This is a genomic window from Thioclava kandeliae, assembly GCF_040297545.1.
Taxonomy (GTDB): domain Bacteria; phylum Pseudomonadota; class Alphaproteobacteria; order Rhodobacterales; family Rhodobacteraceae; genus Thioclava; species Thioclava kandeliae.
On record NZ_JAYWLC010000004.1, the window covers coordinates 162,425 to 186,495 of the forward strand.

Below are 24,071 nucleotides of genomic sequence, written 5' to 3' on the forward strand. Positions count from 1 at the left end.
CCCCCTCGCGGGGGGCTGTCTAAGATCGGCTATGGGCAGGCTTACATCGCGCCCAGCGTGAACACGCGCGTCACATCGAAGGACATGCTCCACTGCTCGTCCGATCCGGCCTGCGTGATCGGGCTGTCTTCGGCATCGTTCATCAGCTTGTCGTAGCGCACCGCGCCCTCGACACCCCAACCGCCGTCGAAGCGGTAATTCGCGCCCAGCTCGACACCAGCCGACAGGAAACCGCCATCGGGGTCATAGGCGGCAAGCGATCCACCGGACGCCGCCGATTCCGCCGCCGTCACACCATAGTAGGTGTCAGCATAACGCTCGGTGCCCCAGAAGGCGCGCGGCCCGAAGGTGACGGTCAGACGCTCCGTCGGGTGCATCTTGAGGTCGGCACCGACCTCACCAACCCAGGTGTTATGACCGATAACGCCGTAACGCACGGTGCTGAAGACCTCATAGACAGGGGTGTCATAGGCAAAGCCGAGACCCAGCTCGAGAGAATCCTCCACATCGTCAAGACCACGCAGCTCGGAATAGTCGCTGGCATCACGCTCGCCGATATAGCGGAACGACCCCGCAACCGAGAAGCCCGATTTCTCGGCATAGGGGTCGGGATTGCCATAGGTCATCCCGCCATATTGCAGAGCGTGGAAGCGCACGACCATATCGGGACCGACGGTGAAATCATCCGAGCCGGGATATTCGGGAGTGACCGCAACGCCTGCCCCCAGCGTGAATTTCACCCCTGCGCCCGATGACTGGGTGGAGACGCGCGGCGTATCGAAGTGATAGCCTTCGGACTGGCTATCCTGGGCAAAGGCGGCACCGGCCACAAGCGGCATCAGGGCAACAGAAGCGGCGGCGATTTTCGCAGTGATCTGGGTCACGGTATGATTCCCTCGTTCTTGAGCGCGGCCCCTGCAGTGATGCAGCACCGCGCCTGTCAATCATTTGCGGTTATCTTAGCGCAGATCACAAAACTTGCTACCTTCCCGCTCAATTTCGCGCGAAACTGTTGCAAGGATATGTCACGCCCCTGCGAAACCCGTCGATATGCCGATAAAAAAGATCAGGTATTGACCGGTTTTCACGGAATTGGCATATCGGTTGCGTCCAAATAGGAGGTTTCCATGCGTCTGTTTCCGCTTCTCGCGCCAGCTCTCGCGGCCCTGCCCCTGCCTGCGATGGCCGATGTGAACATCTATTCGCACCGTCAGCCCGAGCTTGTTCAGCCGCTGCTGGATGCTTTCACCAAGGAAACCGGTATCAAGGTCAATGTCGCCTATATCGCGCAGGGTATGGTCGAGCGCCTGCAGGCCGAGGGCCGCCGCTCTCCCGCCGATCTGGTGATGACGGTCGATATCGCGCGGCTGACGCAAGTTGTGGATGGCGGCGTCACGCAAGCGGTCGAGGATCCGGCCCTTGATACCGCGATCCCGGCGGCCTTCCGTGACCCTGCCCATCAGTGGTTCGGACTGACCACACGGGCGCGGATCGTCTATGCCTCCAAGGAGCGCGTGGCCGAGGGCGAGATCACCACCTATGAGGATCTGGCCGACCCCAAATGGAAGGGCCGTATCTGCACCCGCCCCTTCACCTCCGATTACAACGTCGCGCTGACCGCCGCCTATCTGATCCATCACGGCGAGGAGGCCACGCGTGACTGGCTGACAGGGCTCAAGGCCAATCTGGCGCTGAAGCCTTCGGGCAATGACAGCAGTCAGGTGAAATCCATCTGGGCGGGTCAATGCGATATCAGCCTTGGTAACACCTATTATATGGGCCAGATGCTGGCCAATGACGAGAGCGCCGAATGGGCCAATAGCGTGTCGATCCGCTTCCCCGTCTTCGAGGGCGGTGGCACACATATGAACATATCGGGCGTCGCGATGACCAAATCCGCCCCCAACAAGGACGAGGCGCTGAGACTGATGGAGTTCCTCGTCTCCGATGAGGCGCAGCATATCTATGCCGAGACCAATCACGAGTTTCCGGTGAAAGAGGGCGTAGATCCTTCGGATCTGGTCAAAAGCTGGGGCGCCTTCACCCCCGACGGGCTCGATCTTGTGGAGATCGCCAGGATGCGTCCCGAGGCCCTCAAGCTGATCGAGGCGGTGAACTTCGACGGTTGACCCACGCGTCCGGCGGGCATGACGCCCGCTGGACAAATCCCGCGCCTGCGCTCAACCTGCCCCTCCAAAGGAGAGCAGACATGACGCGCAAAATCATCATCGATACCGATCCCGGCCAGGACGATGCCGTGGCCATTCTGCTGGCGCTGGCCAGCCCCGAGCTGGAGCTGCTGGGCATCACCTGTGTCGCAGGCAATGTGCCGCTGGATCTGACGGTAAGCAATGCGCGCAAGATCTGCGAACTGGCAGGACGCCGCGATGTAAGGATCTTTGCGGGCTGCGACAGACCTATGTCACGCGCATTGGTGACGGCCGAGCATGTCCACGGCAAGACCGGCCTTGACGGGATCGTTCTGCCCGAGCCCACAATGCCCGTGCAGGAGCAACATGCGGTGGATTTCATCATCGAAACGTTGCGGGCCGCCGGGGACCGCTCGATCACTCTGGTCCCGATCGGTCCGCTGACCAATATCGCGACCGTGTTGCACCGCGCCCCCGAACTGGCTGCGAAGATCGAGGAGATCGTGCTGATGGGCGGGGCCTATTTCGAGGTCGGCAACATCACTCCCACCGCCGAGTTCAACATCTATGTCGACCCGGAAGCGGCCAAGATCGTGCTGGACGCGGGGGTGAAGGTGACGATGATGCCGCTCGATGTGACGCATAAGGCCATGACCTCCGCCGCGTGGGTGCAGCAGATGCGCGATCTGGGCACGCCTCTCGGCGAGGCGGTGGCGTCCTGGACCGATTTCTTCGAGCGCTTCGATATGGAGAAATACGGCTCGGGCGGCGCGCCACTGCACGACCCTTGCACTATCGGCTACCTGATCGATCCGACGCTGTTTTCCGGCCGTCTCATCAATGTCGAGATCGAGGTGGACTCGCCCTTGACCCTTGGCATGACGGTGGCGGACTGGTGGCGCGTCAGCAAGCGCGCGCCCAATGCCACCTTCATGGGCGAGGTCGATCGCGACCGTTTCTTCGCGCTGATCAGCGACCGCCTCGCCACGCTCTAACCCTCGAGAAGCGCCAGAAGGCGGGTCTCTGCCACGGTCAGCCCGCGCAGCTTCACGGGCGTGATCTCGGGCAGGCCCTCTTCGGCCAGCGCGATGACCTTGGGGTGGATATAGCTGTTGCGGGCGACGGTGGGCGTGTTGTTCAGCCGCTTGGCTGCAGCCGTGGAGAGCGCCTTGATGGTCTCGCCCCCCGCCTCTGCCGCCTCGAATGCCGCCAGCGACCCCGACCATGTGCGGAAGGTCTTGGCAGTAAAATCTCCCTGACCTAGGTCAGACAGATAGGCATTGAGCTGATCGGAGGCCAACGCATGCGGTGCGCCCGCATCATCGAGCCATGTGATCAGCTCGGCCCCCGGCAGATCGCGCGCCTGGTCGAGCACTTTCAACAGCTTGCGGTCTGTGAGCAGGCGCCGCACCTTCTTGCCGCCCTTGGCCGTGTAGCTCAGTCGCAGCCCCTGATCGCAAAGTCGCATCTGGCGGCGGCGGAGCGTCAGCGCCCCGTAGCTGCCATTGGCCTCGGTATAGGCAGCATTGCCGACCCGCATCGCCAGACGGTCGATCAAGAGCACGGCAGCAGCCAGCGCAAACCCCATCTCGCCCGGCCCCTCGGCCAGATCCCGCGTCACGCCGCGCCGGATCCGTGGCAGCGCATGGCCAAAGGCGGCAAGTGTGCCGAATTTTTCGGCGGCCCGCGCCTCGGACCAGAGTGTGTGATAGCGATATTGCTTGCGCGTGCGCGCATCGAACCCCGTGGCCTGCAGATGCCCGTTCTCGCGCGGAGAAATCCAGACATTCTCATAAGCGGGCGGAATGCCCAGAGCCTCGACGCGGGTCCGCTCGGGGCCACGGGCAAGTGTGGTGCCATCGGGCATCATGTAGCTGAAGCCCCGCCCACAGCGCCTGCGCGCGATCCCCGGACGGCTATCGGGATAGAAGCACAGGCCTTTCGGCAGATCCGCCAGACGCGCGCCGTCCATCACCCCGCCTCCAACTCGGAACCGAGCTTGAGCACACGCGCCCCGTCCTCCTGATGGATCTCGTAGGCGGGGTTCTCGGCGCTGCCATTGCGGGTGATTTTGGAGCCGTCGATCTGGCGCTCGACACGCTCCTCATGGCGCGCGGCGATCTTGCCTCTGGCCTCGCCCTGCCCCCAGTTCCATGTGACCCATTGTCCGGTCCGGTAAGAATTCCCCATAGCCGCCCCCTTCACGATTAGCTACCGCCCAAACGAATTCGGAGGGTCGGGGTTCCCGTCAGCGGCCATGGGGCCTATATCGGAACCAACAGGAGGCCTCTCATGACCGCACCCATCCGCTTCACCAACAGCTATGCCGCCTTGCCCGAGCGTTTCTTCGCGCCGCAAGCCCCCACACCCGTGGCAGCGCCGCAGCTGATCGCCGTCAATGATGCGCTGGCAGGCAATCTGGGCATCGATCCCGCCTTCCTGCGCAGTCCCGAGGGTGTGGCTATGCTCGCGGGCAACCATGTCCCCGAAGGCGCGGCCCCGATCGCACAGGCCTATGCCGGTCACCAGTTCGGCGGCTGGGTGCCGCAACTTGGCGATGGGCGCGCGGTGCTCCTGGGCGAGGTCACGACCCCCGAGGGCCGGTTCGACCTGCAGCTGAAGGGCTCCGGCCCCACGCCGTTTTCGCGCCGTGGCGACGGGCGGGCATGGGTCGGGCCGGTTATCCGCGAATATGTGGTGTCGGAGGCAATGTATGCGCTTGGCCTGCCCACCACACGCGCACTTGGAGCGGCCTTTACCGGCGAGACCATCCTGCGCGACATGAAACAGCGCCCCGGAGCGGTGCTGGCGCGGGTGGCACGCAGCCATGTGCGGGTCGGCACCTTCCAGTATTTCGCCGCGCGCGGCGATGTGGAGGGGCTGCGGACCCTGACCGATCATGTGATCGCGCGGCTCTATCCCGAATGCGAGAGCCCGCTCGACCTCCTCAAGGCGGTGACCGCGGCGCAGGCGACGCTGATCGCGGGCTGGATGAGCCTCGGCTTCATCCATGGCGTGATGAATACCGACAATATGGCGATCTCCGGCGAGACCATCGATTATGGCCCCTGTGCTTTCAGCGATATCTATCATCCCGAGATGGTGTTCAGCTCGATCGACCAATATGGCCGCTATGCCTATGGCGCGCAGCCGCAGATCGCCACGTGGAATCTGGCGCAATTCGCCACCTGCCTTATCCCGCTGATGGGCGAGCAGGAGAAGGCCATCGAGGACGCCACACTGACCATCAATGCGTTCGGTCCGCTCTACCAGAGCCAGTGGCTGAAGCGTTTCGGGCAGAAGATCGGAATTGCCGATGCAGGGATGGAGGAGCTGGACCTGATCCAGGGGCTCCTGACCGCGATGGCTCAGGGTCAGGCCGATTTCACGCGGGTCTTTGCGGCGATGCGCCGAGGAGAGGATGCGGGGGCGGAGTTCATGGACCCTGCCCTGTGGCAAGCCTGGGCGCCCGACTGGCGGGCACGTCTGGCGCGGGAGACCGATCCGCAGGCGGTGATGGCCGAAGCCAATCCGCTGCGCATCCCGCGCAACCATCGCGTAGAGGAGGCGATCAATGCCGCCGAGGCCGGTGATCTGGCCCCGTTCGAGCGCCTGATGCAGGCGCTGGCCGAGCCCTATGCGGAAGCACCGGGCTTTGCCGCCTACGAGAAGGCGCCCGATCTGGGTGAGCGCGTTATGCGCACCTTCTGCGGGACATAACCCCTAGCGTCGCCCGACCCGATTGCCGATCTTGCGGAAGAACCGGCGGTTGCGGGCGACGAAATCCTCGAAGAAAGCGCGGGTAAAACCGGGACCGCGACCATAGAGATAGGCCCAGCCCGCAAGCGCCCCCAAAGCGCCGCCGATCACATCCACGATCAGATCGCCCATCGTGTCCATCAGGCCGGATTTCTGCATATTGGTGCCGAAGATCTGGTCCATGCCGAACTCGAAGATCTCCCAGACCGCGCCAATGGTGACCGCCACCGAAAACGCCATTCGCGCCATCGCCCAGCGAGGCGCGGCATAGCGGTCGCCTTCAAACAGCATGAAGACGAACATGAAGCCTACAAGGCCGAAGCCGAGTGCCGATCCGCCATGCAGCGCGATGTCCCACCACCAGAAGCGGTTGTAGAAATCGAACGCCTCGCCGAGAAAGATCGTGGCGAAGATAAAGCCGGTGATCGCCACAACCAGCGCCGTGGGCATGGAAATTCCGATGCGCGAGCTAACATAGAGCGGCACGAGTGTCAGCCCGAAGGTAAACAGCGCCACCCCCGCAAGTGGCCATTGCCGTTCGACAAGGGCCAGACATAACTCGATGGCCAGAAGCGACCAGATCACGCGCACCGGCCAGGGCTGGCGCAAAAACGCCGCGAGGAGTAGGAAGTTTTTCATAGCTCTCATGATGGGGGCAAATCGCAGTGCGGGGAAGATGCTCACGCTCTGCTCACAAAAAATTCTCGGCGAATATATCGCAATATTGGAATTTTTCGCGACGGCAAGGTGACATCCCGCGCATTAGATCTATATCTCTGCGTGAAATTGACCATGCTGACGACCAATGACTCTCCGAATTGCTTCTTATAACATTCATAAATGCGTAGGGGTGGACCGCCGCCGAGATCCCAACCGGATTATCGAGGTGCTCAACACGCTGGATGCCGATATCGTTGCGCTGCAAGAAGTTGACCGCCGGCGCGGCGCGCGTCCGGCTGCGTTGACTGCGTCCCTTATCGAGGCCGAGACGGATTTCTGCACCATCGAGCAACCCCGCACCGGACCCGATAGTCTGGGCTGGCACGGTCAGGCATTTCTGGTGCGCAAGACCGTCGAGATGATCGATTGCAAGGGGATCGAATTGCCCGGCCTCGAGCCGCGCGGCGCGCTGCATCTACATATCAAGGCCGAGGGCGATCTGCCCTTTTCCATTTTTGCAGCCCATCTGGGGCTACGCCGGGCGGACCGGCGCGCGCAATGGACGCGGATAGCCAAGGAGATGCTGGCAGCCTCTCCCGCGCCCGCCCTCGCCATTGGTGACTTCAACGAATGGTCGGGGCGTTCCGGCTTCGAGGCGCTGAGCGGCTTCTCGGTCCATGCACCTGGCGCCACCTACCCCTCGGTCGCGCCGGTCGGCAAGCTGGATCGAATCGTGACCTGCAACCGTGCGAGCATCGCGAAAATGGCAGTGCTCGACACCCAGTTGACGCGGCGTGCCTCGGACCATCTGCCGATCTGGGCTGATGTGAAAGGTCTGCGGCGCCGGCGCTGATCTACCTGACTATGCGGATGTCATACGAACATTCCACAAATTTCATGAAGTTGTGTCGCTAACACTCGCGTTAGCGGTAACAACGCCCTTTTCACTGGGGCTTGGCGAAGTTATAGCTTTACGCGGCCCATTAAGCACAGCTGTGCAACGACAAGGGAAGAGAGTAATATGAGCACCATCATCGATATCCACGCGCGCGAGATCCTCGATAGCCGCGGCAATCCGACCGTCGAAGTCGACGTGATCCTCGAAGACGGCACCATGGGCCGCGCGGCTGTGCCCTCGGGGGCCTCGACCGGCGCGCATGAAGCGGTCGAGAAGCGTGATGGCGACAAGGCCCGCTATATGGGCAAAGGCGTGCTTGACGCGGTTGCCGCCGTGAATGGCGAGATCGCCGAAGCCCTCGTGGGCGCCGATGTCACCGAGCAGGTCGAAATCGACCGCACGATGATCGAGCTGGACGGCACCGAGAACAAAGGCCGCCTTGGCGCGAACGCGATCCTGGGCGTGTCGCTGGCCTGTGCGAAAGCCGCCGCCGATTACACCACCCAGCCGCTCTACCGCTATGTCGGCGGCACCTCCGCCCGCGTTCTGCCGGTTCCGATGATGAACATCATCAACGGCGGCGAACATGCCGATAACCCGATCGACATCCAAGAATTCATGATCATGCCCGTCTCGGCCGCGAATATCCGCGAAGCCGTTCGTATGGGCTCGGAAGTGTTCCACACGCTGAAAAAAGAGCTGACCGCGATGGGTCTGTCCACCGGTTTGGGCGATGAGGGTGGCTTTGCGCCGAACCTGTCCTCGACCAAGGAAGCGCTCGATGTGATCCTGAAATCCATCGAGAAAGCCGGCTACAAGCCGGGCGAAGATATCTATCTGGCGATGGATTGCGCCTCGACCGAATATTACAAGAGCGGCAAATACGAGATGAAGGGCGAAGGCCTCTCGCTCACCTCGGAAGAGAATGCCGAATATCTTGTGAAACTCTGCGAGCAATACCCGATCATCTCGATCGAAGACGGTATGGCGGAAGATGACTGGGCAGGCTGGAAGATCCTGACCGAGAAACTCGGCGACAAGATCCAGCTGGTGGGCGACGATCTGTTCGTGACCAACCCCAAGCGTCTGGCCGATGGCATCGAGCAAGGCGTGGCAAACTCCATGCTGGTGAAAGTGAACCAGATCGGTTCGCTGACCGAGACGCTCGAGGCCGTCGATATGGCCCACCGCGCACGCTACACCAATGTCATGTCGCACCGCTCGGGCGAGACCGAGGATGCGACCATCGCGGACCTCGCAGTTGCCACCAATTGCGGCCAGATCAAGACCGGCTCGCTGGCACGCTCGGACCGGTTGGCAAAATACAACCAGCTGATCCGTATCGAGGAAATGCTGGGCGAGACCGCGATCTATGCGGGCCGTTCGATCCTGAAAAAATAAGACTTCAGTGAATACTTCGGAGAAAGGCGCGGAGATTCTCCGCGCCTTTTTCAGTGGCGATACTTTCCGTATTTGGAAAGCGGTTACGCGTAGTTGAGGGAAGACGGAAAACGAAACCACGCGTAGTTTGCCCCTGCGCTACCGGTCGCGTGATCCCTATCCTGCCCCTGATGGGCCGGATCTCCTCCGAAGGATATCACATGCAAAGACCGCTTATTCTGGGTGTTGCCGCAACAGCTTTCTGGGCCAGCAATTTCGAGGCGACCCGCATCGCCCTTGGCAGCCTGCCGCCTCTAAGCGTGGCAAGCCTGCGCTTTCTCATCGCGACAATCGCGATCCTCGTGCTCCTTATCTGGCGTGAAGGGCTGGCCATGGCGCCTCTCAGGCGGAACCTGCTCGCCTATATCATTCTGGGCATTCTCGGGGTTGCCGGATTCAATGCGGCGCTCTGCATCGGGCTGCAAAGCACGACCCCGCAAACGGCGGCACTGATCATGGCCACCACCCCGATCACCTCTGCCATCTTCGACGCGATCCTGTCGCGTAAACGCCCAAGCTGGCGCGCATTATCCGGCATGGCACTCAGCTTTGCGGGCGTCGCACTGGTGCTCGCACAGGGGCACATTGACGATATCTCCCGAAGGCTCAACTCCGGCGATCTGGTCATTCTTGCCGGTTCACTGGCATGGGCGGCCTATGGGGTGGGTTGCACGCGCTTTATACGGGGCTCCTCCCCGCTTGCCACAACAAGCTGGACGATGGTTTTCGGCACCCTCGCCCTGATCGGAACGAGCCTCCATGAGGGCAATCTTGTCACCCTCGCACGCGCCGCGACGCCGCCCAGCCTGATCGCCTCTCTGTGGATGGGTATCCTCGGCTCAATGCTGGCCTATATCTTCTGGACGGCGGCGATCGCCGCGCGCGGCGTGGCAAAGACCGCCATCCTGTTCAATCTCGTGCCGGTCTTTGCGGTGCTGATCGGCTGGGCGCTCGGACAGACACCTGCCCTCCTGCAGATCATCGGCACGGCTCTGACACTCCTCGGGGTCAGCCTGTCCCAGATCACCAGTCCACGCTTGACACTGCGCCGCCAACCAACGCTCAATGCGCCATGAGCACTGCAGATGATATCATCGAAACACTCCAGCTGGCCCCCCATCCCGAAGGGGGCCACTATCGCCAGACATGGATCGCCGAAGGCGAAGGCCGCACAGCGGGCACCTGCATCTATTTCCTTCTGAAAGCAGGTGAAGCCAGCCATTGGCACAAGGTCGATTCGACCGAGATCTGGCTCTGGCATGCCGGCGCGCCGCTGACCCTGTCGCTTGCACCAAGCGATACGGGGCCGGCTAAGGACTACCGGCTCGGCCCCGATATCCTCGCCGGAGAGCGCCCGCAGGTGATCGTGCCGCCCCATCACTGGCAGGCAGCCTGTAGCACGGGGGAGTATAGCCTCGTCAGCTGCACCGTCTCGCCCGGCTTCCGGTTCGAGGGCTTTACCCTTGCACCGAAAGGCTTCGACATTCCGCGCGGCTGATCAGTTGCTACAGAAGAAGCGCTGACCGTTTTCGGTTACGCCCCAATATTCAACAAAATCAAAGCCGTGATCCGTGCAGACACCCTGCGCCTGCGCGTAATTACGCCCAGCAGGCGCATCATCGTCAAAGGTCGGATCAACCTGCGTGAAAGTAATCATCTGGCCGTTATAGGTGTAATCGGGTGCCTTCTGGCGCATCAGAGCCGCGGGAGAGGGCAGATCCGGGACGAATTGGATCGCAGGCAGCCGTGACGCGATGTCGGGCGTATGACCACAGCCCGCCATCATCAGGGGCAGGACAAGAATAAGCGCTTTCATGATGCTCGGCCTCGTTTTTATCGTTATCGGCATGAGCGAAATTACGCGCACCGCCAGACATCACAAAGTTGCGAGCGCCAAAAGGTTAACAATTGATTAATGCTGTTGCGGAAAGAACGCGATGTCAGGCAGGCCGGCTGATCTGCCCCCCGCCCACCTGCGCAGCCACACCCGTGGTCGACGGTCCCGAGGTGGGCAATCCACGCGCCACCCGCACTGCCAGATAGGCGAATGCCTGCGCCTCCAGCATATCGCCATCAAGCCCGATATCCTCGACAAGCTCCACGGGGCACGGCACGCGTTTTGCGATCTCGGCCACGAGTGCTGCATTGAGCCGGCCACCCCCACAAAGATAGAGCCTCTCGGGCGGGGTCGCAAAATGCTCGAACCCGCGCGCCACCGACGCCGCCGAACAGGCGGTCAGCGTTGCCGCCGCATCGGCATCTCCCATGCCGGAGACCAGTTCGAGCACCCCGTGGAAATCGTTCCGGTCCAATGATTTGGGCGGCATTTTCAGGAAATAGCGATGCTCCAGAAACCGCGCGACCACAGCCTCGTCGACATTCCCCTGCAACGCCAGCGCGCCTCCCTCATCCTGCGAGAGATTGAACCGCAGACGCATCAGATCGTTGATCGGTGCATTGGCCGGACCTGTGTCAAAGGCCAGAACCGCCCCGTCGGCCTCTGGTCCGGTCAGACGCGGATCGACCCATGTCACATTGCCGACCCCGCCGAGATTGAGAAAAACGCAAGGCGCGGTGAGCCCCGCCCATCTGGCACAGGCGAAATGGAAATAGGGCGCAAGCGGCGCGCCCTGCCCGCCAAGTGCGACATCCGCCGTGCGGAAATCCCAGACCACAGGCTTGCCCAGCACCTCCGCCAGCACCGCGCCATCGCCCGCCTGATGGGTGCCGCGCCCGCCCGGATCATGCGCCAGTGTCTGACCATGGAAGCCCACAATCTCGGCCTCGGAAAAGCCCGAGAGGATTTCGGCATGCACCGTCTCGACGACCTCCGCCGCAGGCTCGACCGCAGGCTCGCCCTGCCACAGCCCGAGTGCCGCATGCAGGATACCGCGCTCCTCGTCACTATAGCCACGATAATCCACGCGCCCGAAATCGAGAATCCGCTCACCATCCGTCAGCACGACAGCCGCATCCACGCCATCGAGCGAGGTGCCCGACATCGCGCCAACTGCCCAGACAGGTCCTGCTTTCAACATGGCTTCCCCTTTACCTGACCAAGCGATATACGCATGCCTATCAGAAAGGAACAAGCCAGATGACATACCATCCCAAATCGGATTTCCTGCGCATCATCACCGAGCGCGGATTCCTGGCCGACTGCACCGACCTGCAGGAGCTGGACCAGAAACTCTATTCCGGGACGGTCACTGCCTATATCGGCTATGACGCGACGGCCGCCTCGCTGCATGTGGGTCACCTGCTCAACATCATGCTGCTGCGCTGGTTCCAGAAATGTGGCCATAAGCCGGTCACGCTCATGGGTGGCGGCACGACCAAGGTGGGCGATCCCTCCTTCCGTTCGGATGAGCGCCCGCTTTTGGGACCCGAGCAGATCCAGTCGAATATCGACGGCATGCAGCAAGTCTTCGACCGCTATCTCGACTATAGCGAGGGCGGCAATGGCGCGCTCATGCTCAATAATGCCGAATGGCTCGACAGCCTGAACTATCTCGACTTCCTGCGCGATATCGGGCGGCATTTCTCGGTCAACCGGATGCTCTCCTTCGAGAGCGTGAAATCGCGTCTGGACCGCGAACAGTCGCTGTCCTTCCTCGAATTCAACTACATGATCTTGCAGGCCTATGACTTCCTCGAGCTGAACCGCCGCTATGGCTGTGCGCTCCAGATGGGTGGCTCGGACCAATGGGGCAATATCATCAACGGGATCGACCTGACCCGTCGTGTGCTCGATAACGAGATCTATGGCCTGACCACGCCACTGCTGACCACCTCGGATGGCCGCAAGATGGGCAAGTCCCAAGGCGGCGCGATGTGGCTCAATGCCGAGATGCTCAGCCCCTACGAGTTCTGGCAGTTCTGGCGCAACACCACGGATGCCGATGTAGGCCGCTTCCTCAAACTCTATACCGAACTGCCGGTCGAGGAATGCGACCGCCTCGCAGCCCTTCAGGGCTCGGAGATCAACGAGGGCAAAATCATCCTCGCCCGCGAGGTCACCACGCTTCTGCATGGTGCCGAGGCGGCCGCCGCCGCCGAGGCCACCGCGCGTGAGGTCTTCGAAAAAGGCGGCACCGGCGAGGATCTTCCGACCCTCAGCCTCTCGGCCGAAGAATTGGGCGATGGCATCAGCCTGGCCCAACTCGTAACCCGTTCGGGCCTTGCCAAAACCGGTAAGGATGGCAAACGCCTGATCGGTGAAGGCGGGCTGAAAGTGAATGACGAAACCTGCACCGAAGCGGGCCGTATGTTCACCGCCACCGATTTCGAGACACCGGTCAAACTCTCAGCTGGCAAGAAACGCCACGCGCTCGTGCAACTGGGTTGATCCCCACAACGCCAGATCCGAGCCATATCCATCTTGAAGGGGCGCCCTCACCGGCGCCCTTTTGCAATTCCAGCGTCTCTAAATATCCTCGGGGGTGAATTTGCGCGCAGCGCAAAGAGGGGGCGCGAGCGTCCCCTTACCCCGCATGCCAAAAGGAAAAGGCGGAGCAAACGCCCCGCCTTCCCAACTCAGTTCCGGATACAATCAGGCGGGCTCATGCGCCAGGGACGCCGCATGGATATCGTCGATCGCCTTCGCCAGTGCCGCATCGAATTCCTCGTCCGTCTGCTTGTCCGACATGCCTTCGGTCAGCGCGCGGGAGAAGGAGGCGATCATGCCATCATTCTTTGCCAAGATCGCATTGGCCTCGTCACGCGAGTAGCCGCCCGACAGGGCCACCAGCTTCAGCACACGCGGGTGATCGACCAGCGGCTTGTAGAAATTCGGCACGCTCGGCAGCGAGAGCTTCAGCATCACCTGCTGGTCTTCCGGCAGGGCGTCGAGCTGCTTGAGGATCTCCTCGCGCAGGATCGCTTCAGCCTCGACCTTATCGGCGATCGAGATGGTCACTTCCGGCTCGATGATCGGCATCAGACCGTGCTTGATGACAATCGCGCCCAGCTCGAACTGTTGTGCCACCACGGCGGCAATCCCCTCGGGGTTGGCGGCCGAGACGACCGAGCGCATCTTGGTGCCGAAGATACCGGCAGCCGCCGCGCGGTCCAGAAGATCCTCGAAGCCCGGGATCGGCTTGAGAAGCTGGCAACCGTTCTCCTCGTCGAGCATCCCCTTATCGGTCTTCAGGAAGGGCACCACACCGCATTTCTCGGCCAGATAGGTGGCGGTCGGGATGCCGTCGATCTCGCGATCCATGGTCTGCTCGAACAGGATCGCCCCGATCACCTTGCCGTTGGAGAAGGCCGGCGATTTGATGATCCGCGTCCGCATCTTGTGGATCAGGTCGAACATTTCGGCATCGTTGGAATATTCGCTCTCCTCGATACCGTAAAGGCGCAGCGCCTTCGGAGTCGAACCGCCCGATTGGTCAAGCGCGGCGATAAACCCGTCACCTTTTGAAATCTGTTCGGTTTGTTGCGCGTTCGGCATATGTCTCTCCCTCCAGCACGGAGTATGAATAATGGGCTAAGTCCAGACCTAGCGCGACGGAGGGGCTTAGACAATCTTGATGGCGCTAACCTTTTCGGATTCTTTCATTTTGTCATGAAGCTTGGCGCAATGCTGCCAGTATTCGGGCATCTTTCACGCCAGATGGCAAAAGGGGCAGCCCTCAGGCCGCCCCTTCGCGTCATGTTTACAAGGACCTGTTACGCGCCAAGCGCTGCCACGCCGGGCAGGGTTTTACCTTCCATCCATTCGAGGAAAGCACCGCCTGCGGTTGAGATATAGCTGAAGGTCTCTGCAGCGCCCGCCTTGTTGAGCGCCGCAACCGTATCCCCGCCACCGGCGACCGAAATCAGCCGGCCCTCCGCCGTCAGTTCGGCGGCCTTGGCGGCGGCGGCATTGGTGGCCGCATCGAACGGCGCGATCTCGAAGGCCCCAAGCGGTCCGTTCCAGATCAGCGTGCGCGAGCCCTCGAAGGCCTTGACGATCTGCGCCACGGCCTCGGGACCGGCATCAAGGATCATCGCATCCTCGGGGCAGGCATCCGCCGCCACGGTCTCGCTCTCGGCATTGACCTTGAACTCGCGCGCCACCACCACATCCGCAGGCAGGATGATGGTGCAGCCTGCCGCTTTTGCCTTCTCGAGAATCTCAAGCGCGGTGTCGGCCATATCCCGTTCCGCGAGCGATTTGCCGACATCGATGCCTTGCGCCACGAGGAAGGTATTGGCCATGCCCCCGCCGATCACCAGATTATCGACCTTGCTGACAAGATTGCCCAAGAGGTCCAGCTTGGTCGAGACCTTCGCCCCACCCACGACCGCCGTGACCGGACGTTCAGGCTCGCCAAGTGCCGCCTCGAGCGCCCTCAGTTCGGCCTCCATCAGCCGACCCGCCGCGCAGGGCAACACATGGGCTAGCGCTTCAGTCGAGGCATGGGCACGGTGCGCGGCCGAGAAGGCATCATTGATATAGACAGACCCGAGCGCGCCCATGGCAGCGGCCAGCTCGCGGTCGTTCTTTTCCTCGCCCTCGTGGAAGCGGGTGTTTTCCAGCAGCAAAACCTCGCCCTCGGGCAGTGCCGCCACCGCGCGTTTGGCCGGACCGCCGATGCAATCCTCGGCGAAATGCACCGGCACGCCGAAGGCTTCGGCCAATGCGGGCACCAGCGGCTTGAGGCTCATCTCCGGCACGATTTTGCCCTTGGGGCGGCCGAAATGCGCCAACAGAACGGGTTTTCCGCCTTTGGCCAAGATGTCCTTCACGGTCGGCACGATCTTGTCGATGCGCGTGGTATCGGTCACGCGCCCGTCCTCGACGGGGACATTGATGTCGACGCGAACCAGAGCAACCTTGCCCTCCAGGTCCAGATCATCAAGGGTTTTCCAAGCCATAGGGTGTCTCCTCATTCCGGCGCCTTGGCTCATATAGACGGCGCCTCTTTGGCGGCAACTTGCACTGCGGATCGGGGGCCGTCAACAGAGGCGATCACCCGCCCTGAACACCCCGTGACGGGCTGTGACAGGCTGTGAGAGCGAAAAACTCAGGTTTCGGCTTTCCATGGCGGCATGGTCGTGTAGATTGCAGGCCAGATTCAGGAGGACCTTATGGCCGAATATAAAGATCCCGAAAACACCATCATCATCGAGCTGAAGGATGGTCCGGTTGTCATCGAACTGATGCCCGAGATCGCGCCGAAACATGCCGAGCGCATGAAGCAGCTGGCCCGCGACGGAGCCTATGACAACGTGGCCTTCCACCGCGTGATCGACGGCTTCATGGCGCAGACCGGCGACGTGGAAAACGCGAATATGGAAAAAGACTACAATCCGGGCCGCGCAGGCACCGGCGGGTCGCAATATGATGATCTTCCCGCAGAATTCTCGCGCATCCCGCATGATCGCGGCACGCTGGGTGCTGCGCGTTCGATGAACCCGAACTCGGCCAACTCGCAGTTCTTCATCAACTTCTCGGACAACCACTTCCTCAACGGCCAATACACCGTTTATGGCCGCGTGATCGCAGGTATGGACAATGTCGACAAGATCGTGCGCGGCGAGCCCCCGAAAAACCCCGACCGTATGATCAAGGTCACGGTGGCTGCCGATGCGTAATCTTGTTGCGGCAGCCCTGTTTGCAATGGGCGCCGGGGCGATGACCACCGGAGCCTGTGCTCAGGACACGGCCCCTGACGGGCCCGGTCCGAATCTTGTGCTCGAGATCGGCGGATCGGTTCAAGGCGAGGTGGTCATCGACCTCCTCCCTGATGTGGCTCCCAAAGCCGCCGAACGTCTGGAAGAGCTGGCCGAGAAAGGCGAGTATAATGACGTAGTCTTCCACCGCGTCATCGACGGATTCATGGCACAGACCGGTGACGTGCAGTTCGGAAAGCGCGGATCATCGCAGATTTCGATGGCCGGCATGGGCGGTTCGACCGAACCAGACCTTCCGGCAGAATTCTCGAACCGGAAATTCGTGCGCGGCATCGTCGGCATGGCCCGCTCGCAAAACCCGGATTCGGCCAATTCGCAATTCTTCATCATGTTCGCCGATGCGCCCCATCTGAATGGCCAATACACCGTTGTGGGTCATGTCGTAAAAGGCATGGACATCGTCGACCAGATCAAGAAGGGCGACAGCGCCAAGAATGGTCTGGTGGATGAGCCCGATTATATCGTCTCGGCCAAGGTCGAGAAGTAATCCGGCCTCTGGCTTCCATAAAAGGCGCCCCCGCGGGCGCCTTTTTCATTTTCGGCCCTCGGCCCCGCCAGAAATAGCTAGGCGTAAAGCTCCCTTCATGCCATAATTCGTCCATTGCCCGACAAGAGGCATCGCGAGTTTCGCACCATATTTGGCAGAGCAGTGAGGCGCGTGTCCCCGCGCCCGACATAGGCAGAACATGCAGCAGAAAAACCGGGCGGTCGGGCCGCTGATCTTCTTTTCCATCGCCTTTGTGCTTGCGGCGTATTTCACCTTTGCGGCTGTGCAGGGGTCTTACGGGATCTTCAAGCGCGTCCAGATCGAGGCGGAGATCACCGATATGACCCAGAAGCGCGACACGCTGCGCGACGAGGTGACGAGGATGGCGAATCTCACGCACCGGCTTTCGGATGACTATCTCGATCTCGACCTCCTCGACCAGCAGGCCCGCAATATTCTCGGGCTGGTGCGCGGCGACGAGGTCGTCATCCGCTGAGCCTTTCCACAGTGGCGCCACATCCGGACCCGCAGGCAAGGCTTGCGGGTTTTTGCATTACCCTGTCTGACATAATCGTGTCGCTCGCCCTTTTTTCATTGGCAGGCAATGCGGTGATTGTGTTCCTGAAAGCTTTCCGCTAGAGATGGTTTAATACTGAACTATCCGCTTTTAGGGAGGATGCCTATGGCTGCTCGCAAGAGTTCGGGGACTGCACCGAAGGCCGGTGCCAACGTCTCCAAGGACGAGCTACTCAGCTACTACCGTGACATGCTGCTGATCCGCCGCTTCGAAGAGAAGGCAGGCCAGCTTTATGGTATGGGTCTGATCGGTGGTTTCTGCCACCTCTATATTGGTCAGGAGGCTGTTGTTGTCGGTCTCGAGGCCGCCGCGAAAGAGGGCGACAAGCGCGTCACCTCCTATCGCGATCACGGGCATATGCTTGCCTGCGGCATGGACGCCAAAGGCGTGATGGCCGAGCTGACGGGCCGCGAGGGCGGCTATTCGAAAGGTAAAGGCGGCTCCATGCACATGTTCTCGAAAGAGAAACATTTCTATGGTGGCCATGGCATCGTGGGCGCACAGGTACCGATCGGTGCGGGTCTGGCCTTTGCCGACAAATACAAGGGCAATGACAATGTGACCTTCGCCTATTTCGGCGATGGCGCGGCCAACCAGGGCCAGGTCTATGAGACCTATAACATGGCGCAGCTATGGGATCTTCCGGTCGTCTTCGTGATCGAGAACAACCAGTATGCGATGGGCACGAGCGTCCAGCGTTCGACCAAATCCCCGGCGCTCTGGAAGCGCGGCGAGGCCTATGGCATCGCGGGTGAGGAAGTTGACGGGATGGATGTTCTGGCCGTGAAAGCCGCAGGCGAAAAAGCCGTGGCGCACTGCCGTGCGGGCAAAGGCCCCTATATCCTCGAAGTTAAGACCTATCGTTACCGCGGTCACTCGATGTCGGACCCCGCGAAATACCGGACCCGCGACGAGGTGCAGAAGATGCGCGAAGAGCGTGATGCCATCGAGCATGTGCGCCAGCTCCTGCTGACCGGCGAGCACGCAACCGAAGATGACCTGAAGGCCATCGACAAGGATATCAAGGCGATCGTCAACGAGTCGGCCGAATTCGCGAAAGAAAGCCCCGAGCCCGCGCTCGAAGAGCTCTGGACCGATATCTACGCCGAAGTCGCACCGCAGAACGCCTGAGAGGGAATACACGAATGGCAACTGAAATCCTGATGCCCGCCCTGTCGCCCACCATGGAAGAGGGCACTCTGGCGCGCTGGCTAAAGAAAGAAGGCGATACCGTCTCCGCAGGAGACATTATCGCCGAGATCGAAACCGATAAGGCGACGATGGAGTTCGAAGCGGTCGACGAGGGCACGCTGGGCAAGATCCTGATCGAGGAAGGCACCGAGGGCGTAAAGGTCAACACGCCCATCGCCGTGCTGCTCGAGGAAGGCGAATCCGCCGATGATATCGAGACGGCTTCGGCACCTGCCGCAGAGGCCGCCCCTGCCCCCGCATCGGTTCCTGCAACCGCCAAATCCGATGAGCCCCCCGAGGCACCGCTGGCGCCGAATACCGCCGCAGACTGGCCCGAAGGCACCGAGATGAAGACCCAGACGGTCCGCGAAGCCCTGCGCGACGCGATGGCCGAAGAGATGCGCGGCGACGAGAACGTGTATCTGATGGGTGAGGAAGTGGCCGAATACCAGGGCGCTTACAAGATCTCCCAAGGCCTTCTGGACGAGTTCGGCTCGAAGCGCGTGATCGACACGCCGATCACCGAGCATGGCTTCGCCGGTATCGCGGTCGGCGCGGCCTTTGGCGGCCTGCGTCCGATCGTCGAGTTCATGACCTTCAACTTCGCCATGCAGGCGATCGACCAGATCATCAACTCGGCTGCCAAGACCCTCTACATGTCGGGCGGCCAGATGGGCGCACCGATGGTGTTCCGTGGCCCGAACGGCGCCGCCGCCCGTGTGGGCGCGCAGCACAGCCAGGATTACGCCGCATGGTATGCGCAGATCCCGGGCCTCAAGGTCGTGCAGCCCTACTCGGCAGCCGATGCGAAGGGTCTCTTGAAATCGGCAATCCGTGATCCGAACCCCGTCATCTTCCTCGAAAACGAGATCCTCTACGGGAAATCCTTCGAAGTGCCGGTGATGGACGATTTCACGGTTCCGATCGGCAAGGCAAAAGTCTGGCGCGAAGGCACCGATGTGACCATCGTCTCCTTCGGGATCGGCATGACCTATGCGCTGGAAGCGGCCGAGAAGCTCGCGGCAGATGGCATCTCGGCAGAGGTCATCGACCTGCGCTCAATCCGTCCGCTCGATTATGACACCGTGCTGGCTTCGGTCATGAAGACCAACCGCTGCGTCACCGTCGAAGAAGGCTTCCCCGTCTGCTCCATCGGCAACCACCTCTCGGCTGTCATCATGGAACGCGCCTTCGACTATCTCGACGCGCCCGTGATCAACTGCACCGGTAAAGACGTGCCGATGCCCTATGCCGCCAACCTCGAGAAACTGGCTCTTGTCACCACCGATGAAGTCATCGCTGCGGTGAAAAAAGTCACCTATCGCTAAGGAGATCCAGAGATGGCAACTGAAATCCTGATGCCGGCCCTTTCTCCGACGATGGAAGAAGGCACGCTGGCGCGCTGGCTTAAGAAGGAAGGCGACACCGTCGCCTCCGGCGACATCATCGCGGAAATCGAGACCGATAAGGCGACGATGGAATTCGAGGCGGTGGATGAAGGTGTTCTGGGCAAGATCCTGATCGCCGAAGGCACCGAGGGCGTGAAGGTCAACACGCCCATCGCTGTTATGCTCGAAGAGGGCGAGGATGCCTCGGCCATCGAGACTGCCTCTAATCCGGCAGCGCCCGCGAAATCCGAGGCGCCCGCAGAGGCGCCCAAGGCAGAGGCCGCGCCTGCTGCCGCAGCCCCTGCCCCCGCTGCGCCCTCCAAGGATGGCAAGCGTCTCTTCGCCTCGCCTTTGGCCCGCCGTATCGCGGCCCAGAAAGGCCTGGATCTGGCGACCATCGCAGGCTCCGGGCCTCGTGGCCGGATCGTGAAGGCCGATGTCGAAGGTGCAAGCGCAGCTCCCAAAGCCGCGGCTGCAGCTCCGGCCAAAACCGACGCGCCTGTCGCCAAAGCTGCACTTGCTGGCCCCTCGGCCGATGCCGTCATCAAGATGTATGAGGGCCGCGAGTTCGAAGAGGTCAAGCTGGACGGGATGCGCAAGACGATTGCCGCGCGCCTCTCGGAAGCCAAGCAGACGATCCCGCATTTCTACCTGCGCCGCGACATCAAGCTGGATGCGCTGCTGAAGTTCCGCTCGCAGCTGAACAAGCAGCTGGAAGGCCGTGGGGTCAAACTGTCGGTGAACGACTTCATCATCAAGGCCGTGGCGCAAGCGCTGCAGGCCGTGCCGGACGCTAATGCCGTCTGGGCGGGCGACCGGGTGCTGAAGCTGAAACCGTCGGATGTGGCCGTGGCCGTGGCGATCGAGGGCGGCCTCTTCACGCCGGTGTTGAAAGACGCCGATATGAAGTCGCTTTCCGCGCTCTCTTCCGAGATGAAGGATCTGGCCAAACGTGCCCGCGATCGCAAACTCGCGCCGCATGAATATCAGGGCGGCTCCTTCGCAATCTCCAACCTCGGCATGTTCGGTATCGACAATTTCGATGCCATCGTGAACCCGCCCCATGCTGGTATCCTTGCCGTCGGTGGTGGTGTGAAAAAGCCGGTGGTGAATGCCGAAGGCGAGATCGAAGTGGCCACCGTGATGTCGGTCACCATGTCGGTCGATCACCGTGTGATCGACGGGGCGCTTGGTGCGGACCTTCTGAAGGTTATCGTCGAGAACCTCGAGAACCCGATGACCATGCTGGCGTAATTGCCTCTCGAACCGGTTTGAAAGGCGCCCGGCACCGGGCGCCTTTTTCTATTTACCCTCGGGAGATAGGTCACGCAGCTTGCTGCGCTTCAAGATTGCTTCATGATTTTTGCACTCGCGACAACATCCTGCAAAACGCCGTCGGATTCACGTCATTTTGAGGTAAACTCACAAAAGCTCACGGATCTGCGAAACCTTGTCATGCTCTAAGGGTTTAGTTGCATGGGATGGTCTGAAAGGCTGTCCGCTCCATGCAACAACATCTGGAAAAAGATGACACTCTCGAACGACCAGAGCCTGGCTTCCTCCGTTCCCTCGCCCCAAAAACATCGTAAACACCTGCGCGGTGCCATTCCGCCTGCGGCTCGCCATGTGCGCGGCTGGCGCTACTTCGCCGGCCTTTTCGGCGGTGAGCATATCGCCGCGACCGAATTCGTCATCGGCGTCACCTTCGTGATGATGGGGGTCGGCGCCAAGGAAGTCCTGATCGGCCTCCTGATCGGCAACGCGCTGGCGGTGGCCAGCTGGACGCTGGTGACCACGCCGATCGCTGTCGAGACACGCCGCTCTCTCTTCTCCTATCTCGAACATATCGCGGGGCCCTACTTCACCAAGGTCTACAATATTGCGATCTTGCTGTTTTACGGCTCTCTTGCAGCGGCGATGATCACTATCTCTGCCTATGCGGTACGCTTCGCTTTCGGTCTGCCGGTGCAGACGGAATGGTATCCGACCTCCGGAACCTTCGTTCTGATCACGCTTCTGGTGGGCGCGGTCGTTGTGGCCGTGGCGGCCATCGGTTTCGAGGCCATGGCGAATTTTGCAACGATCTGTGCGCCCTGGATGCTGGCCTGTTTCATCTGCGGCGGAGCCATTGCCCTGCCGATCCTTGCCTATAACGCCACCGGTTCGGTGGACTTCGGCGGTTTCAGCGGCTTCCTGCAAGCAGCACAGGACACGATCTGGACCGGTCGCACCCCTACTGGAGATCCCGGGATCAGCGTTTGGGAAGTGGCAGCCTTTGCCTGGGCGAATGGCGCAATGGTCCATCTGGGCCTCATCGACATGGCGATCTTCCGCTTCGCCAAACACAAGAGCTATGGCCTCTTCTCGGGGATCGGGATGTTCCTCGGCCATTATATTGGCTGGATCTCGGCAGGTCTGATGGGCGCCGGTGCCGCTTTGATTGTCAGCGCCAGCCTGACCAGCCTCGATAGCGCCGATGTGGCCTTCGCGACACTGGGCGTCATCGGCATCCTTGTTGTGGTGTGTGCCGGTTGGACAACGGCCAATGCCTGCCTCTACCGTGCAGGGCTTGCAGCAACCTCCCTTTTCCCGGGCAAATCGCGGGCAAAGGTCACGCTCGGCGTTGGTATCTTCATTGCGATTGCCGCGTGTTTCCCCTTCGTGGCGCAATCCATCATGCCACTGACCGTATACGGCGCGATGCTCCTCTCACCGATCGGCGCAATCGTGGTGGCTGAACACTGGTTCTTCCCCAAATTGGGCCTGACCCGCTACTGGTCACGCTATCTGGGCAAAAAGCTGAACCCTGCCGCGCTGGTGACATGGATGATCGCTCTCGCTTTCGCCATCACCCTGCTGGTGACCGAAGCCATCAGCTTCTACTTCATCTTCCTGCCGGAATATATTCTGGCGCTGGTCTCCTACCCGATCCTCGCCTCCTTCATGGGCGCGAAAGGAAACTGGCCCAAGCGAGAAGCCCAGCAGGCCGAGCGCGAGGAATATCTCGCGGCCTTCGAGGAGCGCCGTGATGCGCAAGCCCAGATGGATGACGAGGAAGAGGATCCATCGAACGAGCACACGGCCAAGATCGCCAAATGGCTGCTGGGCGGTGCAGGAATTATGCTCCTGTCGATGTTGGGACTGGCACTGCAACTGGCCTTTACGGCACCCGATCTCGGGGCCTATGAGCTTTTGCGCACCAATTTCCACTCGATCGCAATGGCGCTGACGCTGTGCTATTTCATCCTTGCCGCGCTTGCGATGCGTGTCACGGATGCCAATCAGAGCAACTGACGACCCGCGATCCGGGAAGTGAGCACCAGACCTGCCGCGCCATGCGTGGCGGGTCTTTTCTGCGCAGATGCCAGACTGTCCCAACACGACGGGGCGCTATTGCCGGAAAACTCCGTCGAAGCAGCCGACGTTGATACTCTTTGTCGCCGAGCGGATTCGCTGCATTCGAGCGTTCGTCCGTCTCTCTGCCTCAAGAGGATGAGGGCGCCGTTCAGCGCGTGGCGGAGCGTCATTTTGAATAGTTCGCTGTCAATCAGGCGCTGGTTCCGCAGGTCGCTAGGGCTTCGCGTTCACAACGTGACCTTGGCGCTAAAACTGCCCGGGCGATCACAGCATATATTGGCGGTAAGGTTGACTGATCCAGAAAGCTTCTGGGACAAAGGTTCCGGTGTATCGCCTTTTCAAATCCTGTGAACTGATCTGCATCGTGGTCAAGTGCACGGTCGGACGCCAGCATCGGAACTCGAACAACCACCGTTCCGACGATCAGCGCCAGACCATCCCGGTCGATACAGCACCAAAATACAAAAAAGCCCGCAGTGAC

The 24,071-nt window shown here is 61.2% G+C and carries 23 protein-coding genes; 15 read left to right on the forward strand and 8 right to left on the reverse strand.

All coding sequences use genetic code 11. The annotated features are described in order from the left end of the window. Positions 1-41: 41 nt before the first annotated feature. Complete coding sequence (locus tag VSX56_RS06900; protein WP_339112699.1) at positions 42-884, reverse strand: MipA/OmpV family protein; 843 nt, start codon at positions 882-884, stop codon at positions 42-44. Positions 885-1,127: 243 nt separating this feature from the next. Here VSX56_RS06900 and VSX56_RS06905 point away from each other — a divergent pair, with 243 nt between their 5' ends. Both VSX56_RS06905 and VSX56_RS06910 read left to right on the forward strand, forming a co-directional pair. Then, a complete protein-coding gene (locus VSX56_RS06905; RefSeq protein WP_350935888.1) occupies positions 1,128-2,129 on the forward strand; it encodes a Fe(3+) ABC transporter substrate-binding protein in 1,002 nt (333 codons plus the stop codon). Positions 2,130-2,209: 80 nt separating this feature from the next. Beyond that, positions 2,210-3,145 (forward strand): nucleoside hydrolase, encoded by a 936-nt coding sequence (locus VSX56_RS06910; RefSeq protein WP_350935890.1) that lies wholly within the window; start codon positions 2,210-2,212, stop codon positions 3,143-3,145. Here the strand turns inward: VSX56_RS06910 and VSX56_RS06915 are convergent. Continuing rightward, positions 3,142-4,122: a DNA topoisomerase IB gene (locus VSX56_RS06915; RefSeq protein ID WP_350935892.1), complete on the reverse strand. Its 981-nt coding sequence runs from the start codon at positions 4,120-4,122 to the stop codon at positions 3,142-3,144. The two genes, VSX56_RS06910 and VSX56_RS06915, sit on opposite strands and share 4 nt — an antisense overlap. Further along, the gene (locus VSX56_RS06920) at positions 4,122-4,340 is read right to left on the reverse strand and encodes a hypervirulence associated TUDOR domain-containing protein (RefSeq protein ID WP_339112703.1); all 219 of its coding nucleotides are present in this window, start codon (positions 4,338-4,340) and stop codon (positions 4,122-4,124) included. The genes VSX56_RS06915 and VSX56_RS06920 overlap by 1 nt, the downstream gene beginning before the upstream one ends. 102 nt (positions 4,341-4,442) lie before the next feature. On the opposite strand from VSX56_RS06920, the gene VSX56_RS06925 reads away from it, so the two are divergent. Further along, the gene (locus tag VSX56_RS06925) at positions 4,443-5,870 is read left to right on the forward strand and encodes a protein adenylyltransferase SelO (RefSeq protein WP_350935896.1); all 1,428 of its coding nucleotides are present in this window, start codon (positions 4,443-4,445) and stop codon (positions 5,868-5,870) included. A gap of 3 nt (positions 5,871-5,873) precedes the next feature. Here the strand turns inward: VSX56_RS06925 and VSX56_RS06930 are convergent, their stop codons facing one another. After that, entirely contained in the window at positions 5,874-6,548 is a 675-nt protein-coding gene (locus tag VSX56_RS06930; protein ID WP_350935898.1) for a DUF2238 domain-containing protein, read from the reverse strand. Positions 6,549-6,714: 166 nt separating this feature from the next. Between VSX56_RS06930 and VSX56_RS06935 the strand changes: the two genes are divergently transcribed. From VSX56_RS06935 to VSX56_RS06950, 4 genes are all read left to right on the forward strand, one after another. Then, the gene (locus VSX56_RS06935; protein ID WP_339112706.1) at positions 6,715-7,422 is read left to right on the forward strand and encodes an endonuclease/exonuclease/phosphatase family protein; all 708 of its coding nucleotides are present in this window, start codon (positions 6,715-6,717) and stop codon (positions 7,420-7,422) included. A gap of 168 nt (positions 7,423-7,590) precedes the next feature. Continuing rightward, complete coding sequence (gene eno, locus VSX56_RS06940; RefSeq protein ID WP_350935900.1) at positions 7,591-8,868, forward strand: phosphopyruvate hydratase; 1,278 nt, start codon at positions 7,591-7,593, stop codon at positions 8,866-8,868. A 200-nt stretch (positions 8,869-9,068) separates the two neighbouring features. Then, on the forward strand, positions 9,069-9,983 hold the full coding sequence (locus VSX56_RS06945) for a DMT family transporter (RefSeq protein WP_350935903.1): 915 nt from the start codon (positions 9,069-9,071) through the stop codon (positions 9,981-9,983). Then, entirely contained in the window at positions 9,980-10,405 is a 426-nt protein-coding gene (locus tag VSX56_RS06950) for a cupin domain-containing protein (RefSeq protein WP_350935905.1), read from the forward strand. Before VSX56_RS06945 ends, VSX56_RS06950 begins: the two co-directional genes overlap by 4 nt. On the opposite strand, the gene VSX56_RS06955 is transcribed toward VSX56_RS06950, so the two are convergent. Both VSX56_RS06955 and VSX56_RS06960 read right to left on the reverse strand, forming a co-directional pair. After that, entirely contained in the window at positions 10,406-10,723 is a 318-nt protein-coding gene (locus VSX56_RS06955) for a hypothetical protein (protein ID WP_350935907.1), read from the reverse strand. 124 nt (positions 10,724-10,847) lie between these two features. After that, complete coding sequence (locus VSX56_RS06960) at positions 10,848-11,945, reverse strand: anhydro-N-acetylmuramic acid kinase (RefSeq protein WP_350935909.1); 1,098 nt, start codon at positions 11,943-11,945, stop codon at positions 10,848-10,850. 59 nt (positions 11,946-12,004) lie between these two features. Between VSX56_RS06960 and tyrS the strand changes: the two genes are divergently transcribed. Further along, positions 12,005-13,255 carry a tyrosine--tRNA ligase gene (tyrS, locus tag VSX56_RS06965; RefSeq protein WP_339112712.1) on the forward strand — a complete coding sequence of 417 codons (1,251 nt, stop codon included), beginning with the start codon at positions 12,005-12,007 and terminating at the stop codon, positions 13,253-13,255. Positions 13,256-13,459: 204 nt separating this feature from the next. On the opposite strand, the gene VSX56_RS06970 is transcribed toward tyrS, so the two are convergent. Both VSX56_RS06970 and VSX56_RS06975 read right to left on the reverse strand, forming a co-directional pair. Continuing rightward, positions 13,460-14,362 (reverse strand): fructose bisphosphate aldolase, encoded by a 903-nt coding sequence (locus VSX56_RS06970; RefSeq protein WP_339112713.1) that lies wholly within the window; start codon positions 14,360-14,362, stop codon positions 13,460-13,462. 218 nt (positions 14,363-14,580) lie between these two features. Next, positions 14,581-15,771, reverse strand: coding sequence for a phosphoglycerate kinase (locus VSX56_RS06975; protein ID WP_350935913.1), 1,191 nt, complete (start codon positions 15,769-15,771; stop codon positions 14,581-14,583). 213 nt (positions 15,772-15,984) lie between these two features. Here VSX56_RS06975 and VSX56_RS06980 point away from each other — a divergent pair, with 213 nt between their 5' ends. The 7 genes from VSX56_RS06980 to VSX56_RS07010 all read left to right on the forward strand — a co-directional run bounded on the left by VSX56_RS06980 (position 15,985) and on the right by VSX56_RS07010 (position 23,527). Further along, positions 15,985-16,491: a peptidylprolyl isomerase gene (locus VSX56_RS06980; RefSeq protein ID WP_339112715.1), complete on the forward strand. Its 507-nt coding sequence runs from the start codon at positions 15,985-15,987 to the stop codon at positions 16,489-16,491. Next, positions 16,484-17,077: a peptidylprolyl isomerase gene (locus tag VSX56_RS06985; RefSeq protein ID WP_434096013.1), complete on the forward strand. Its 594-nt coding sequence runs from the start codon at positions 16,484-16,486 to the stop codon at positions 17,075-17,077. Before VSX56_RS06980 ends, VSX56_RS06985 begins: the two co-directional genes overlap by 8 nt. 199 nt (positions 17,078-17,276) lie before the next feature. Continuing rightward, a complete protein-coding gene (locus VSX56_RS06990) occupies positions 17,277-17,573 on the forward strand; it encodes an FtsB family cell division protein (RefSeq protein WP_339112716.1) in 297 nt (98 codons plus the stop codon). A gap of 186 nt (positions 17,574-17,759) precedes the next feature. After that, the gene (gene pdhA / locus VSX56_RS06995) at positions 17,760-18,785 is read left to right on the forward strand and encodes a pyruvate dehydrogenase (acetyl-transferring) E1 component subunit alpha (RefSeq protein WP_339112717.1); all 1,026 of its coding nucleotides are present in this window, start codon (positions 17,760-17,762) and stop codon (positions 18,783-18,785) included. A 14-nt stretch (positions 18,786-18,799) separates the two neighbouring features. Beyond that, positions 18,800-20,173 (forward strand): pyruvate dehydrogenase complex E1 component subunit beta, encoded by a 1,374-nt coding sequence (locus VSX56_RS07000; RefSeq protein ID WP_350935916.1) that lies wholly within the window; start codon positions 18,800-18,802, stop codon positions 20,171-20,173. Positions 20,174-20,185: 12 nt separating this feature from the next. Next, positions 20,186-21,487, forward strand: a complete 1,302-nt coding sequence (locus VSX56_RS07005) for a pyruvate dehydrogenase complex dihydrolipoamide acetyltransferase (RefSeq protein WP_350935919.1) — start codon at positions 20,186-20,188, stop codon at positions 21,485-21,487. A 273-nt stretch (positions 21,488-21,760) separates the two neighbouring features. Beyond that, entirely contained in the window at positions 21,761-23,527 is a 1,767-nt protein-coding gene (locus VSX56_RS07010; protein WP_350935921.1) for a purine-cytosine permease family protein, read from the forward strand. The last annotated feature ends 544 nt before the right edge of the window (positions 23,528-24,071 follow it).

Bases quoted from the DNA above. Each gene is read 5' to 3' on its own strand.
- VSX56_RS06990 (WP_339112716.1), top strand. From the start codon at position 17,277: ATGCAGCAGAAAAACCGGGCGGTCGGGCCGCTGATCTTCTTTTCCATC.
- pdhA (WP_339112717.1), top strand. From the start codon at position 17,760: ATGGCTGCTCGCAAGAGTTCGGGGACTGCACCGAAGGCCGGTGCCAAC.
- VSX56_RS06930 (WP_350935898.1), bottom strand. From the start codon at position 6,548: ATGAAAAACTTCCTACTCCTCGCGGCGTTTTTGCGCCAGCCCTGGCCG.
- eno (WP_350935900.1), top strand. From the start codon at position 7,591: ATGAGCACCATCATCGATATCCACGCGCGCGAGATCCTCGATAGCCGC.
- VSX56_RS06910 (WP_350935890.1), top strand. From the start codon at position 2,210: ATGACGCGCAAAATCATCATCGATACCGATCCCGGCCAGGACGATGCC.
- VSX56_RS06945 (WP_350935903.1), top strand. From the start codon at position 9,069: ATGCAAAGACCGCTTATTCTGGGTGTTGCCGCAACAGCTTTCTGGGCC.
- VSX56_RS07005 (WP_350935919.1), top strand. From the start codon at position 20,186: ATGGCAACTGAAATCCTGATGCCGGCCCTTTCTCCGACGATGGAAGAA.
- VSX56_RS06915 (WP_350935892.1), bottom strand. From the start codon at position 4,122: ATGGACGGCGCGCGTCTGGCGGATCTGCCGAAAGGCCTGTGCTTCTAT.
- VSX56_RS06955 (WP_350935907.1), bottom strand. From the start codon at position 10,723: ATGAAAGCGCTTATTCTTGTCCTGCCCCTGATGATGGCGGGCTGTGGT.
- VSX56_RS06985 (WP_434096013.1), top strand. From the start codon at position 16,484: ATGCGTAATCTTGTTGCGGCAGCCCTGTTTGCAATGGGCGCCGGGGCG.
- VSX56_RS06970 (WP_339112713.1), bottom strand. From the start codon at position 14,362: ATGCCGAACGCGCAACAAACCGAACAGATTTCAAAAGGTGACGGGTTT.
- VSX56_RS07000 (WP_350935916.1), top strand. From the start codon at position 18,800: ATGGCAACTGAAATCCTGATGCCCGCCCTGTCGCCCACCATGGAAGAG.
- VSX56_RS06935 (WP_339112706.1), top strand. From the start codon at position 6,715: ATGACTCTCCGAATTGCTTCTTATAACATTCATAAATGCGTAGGGGTG.
- VSX56_RS06975 (WP_350935913.1), bottom strand. From the start codon at position 15,771: ATGGCTTGGAAAACCCTTGATGATCTGGACCTGGAGGGCAAGGTTGCT.
- VSX56_RS07010 (WP_350935921.1), top strand. From the start codon at position 21,761: ATGACACTCTCGAACGACCAGAGCCTGGCTTCCTCCGTTCCCTCGCCC.
- VSX56_RS06920 (WP_339112703.1), bottom strand. From the start codon at position 4,340: ATGGGGAATTCTTACCGGACCGGACAATGGGTCACATGGAACTGGGGG.
- VSX56_RS06950 (WP_350935905.1), top strand. From the start codon at position 9,980: ATGAGCACTGCAGATGATATCATCGAAACACTCCAGCTGGCCCCCCAT.
- VSX56_RS06960 (WP_350935909.1), bottom strand. From the start codon at position 11,945: ATGTTGAAAGCAGGACCTGTCTGGGCAGTTGGCGCGATGTCGGGCACC.
- VSX56_RS06925 (WP_350935896.1), top strand. From the start codon at position 4,443: ATGACCGCACCCATCCGCTTCACCAACAGCTATGCCGCCTTGCCCGAG.
- tyrS (WP_339112712.1), top strand. From the start codon at position 12,005: ATGACATACCATCCCAAATCGGATTTCCTGCGCATCATCACCGAGCGC.
- VSX56_RS06905 (WP_350935888.1), top strand. From the start codon at position 1,128: ATGCGTCTGTTTCCGCTTCTCGCGCCAGCTCTCGCGGCCCTGCCCCTG.
- VSX56_RS06980 (WP_339112715.1), top strand. From the start codon at position 15,985: ATGGCCGAATATAAAGATCCCGAAAACACCATCATCATCGAGCTGAAG.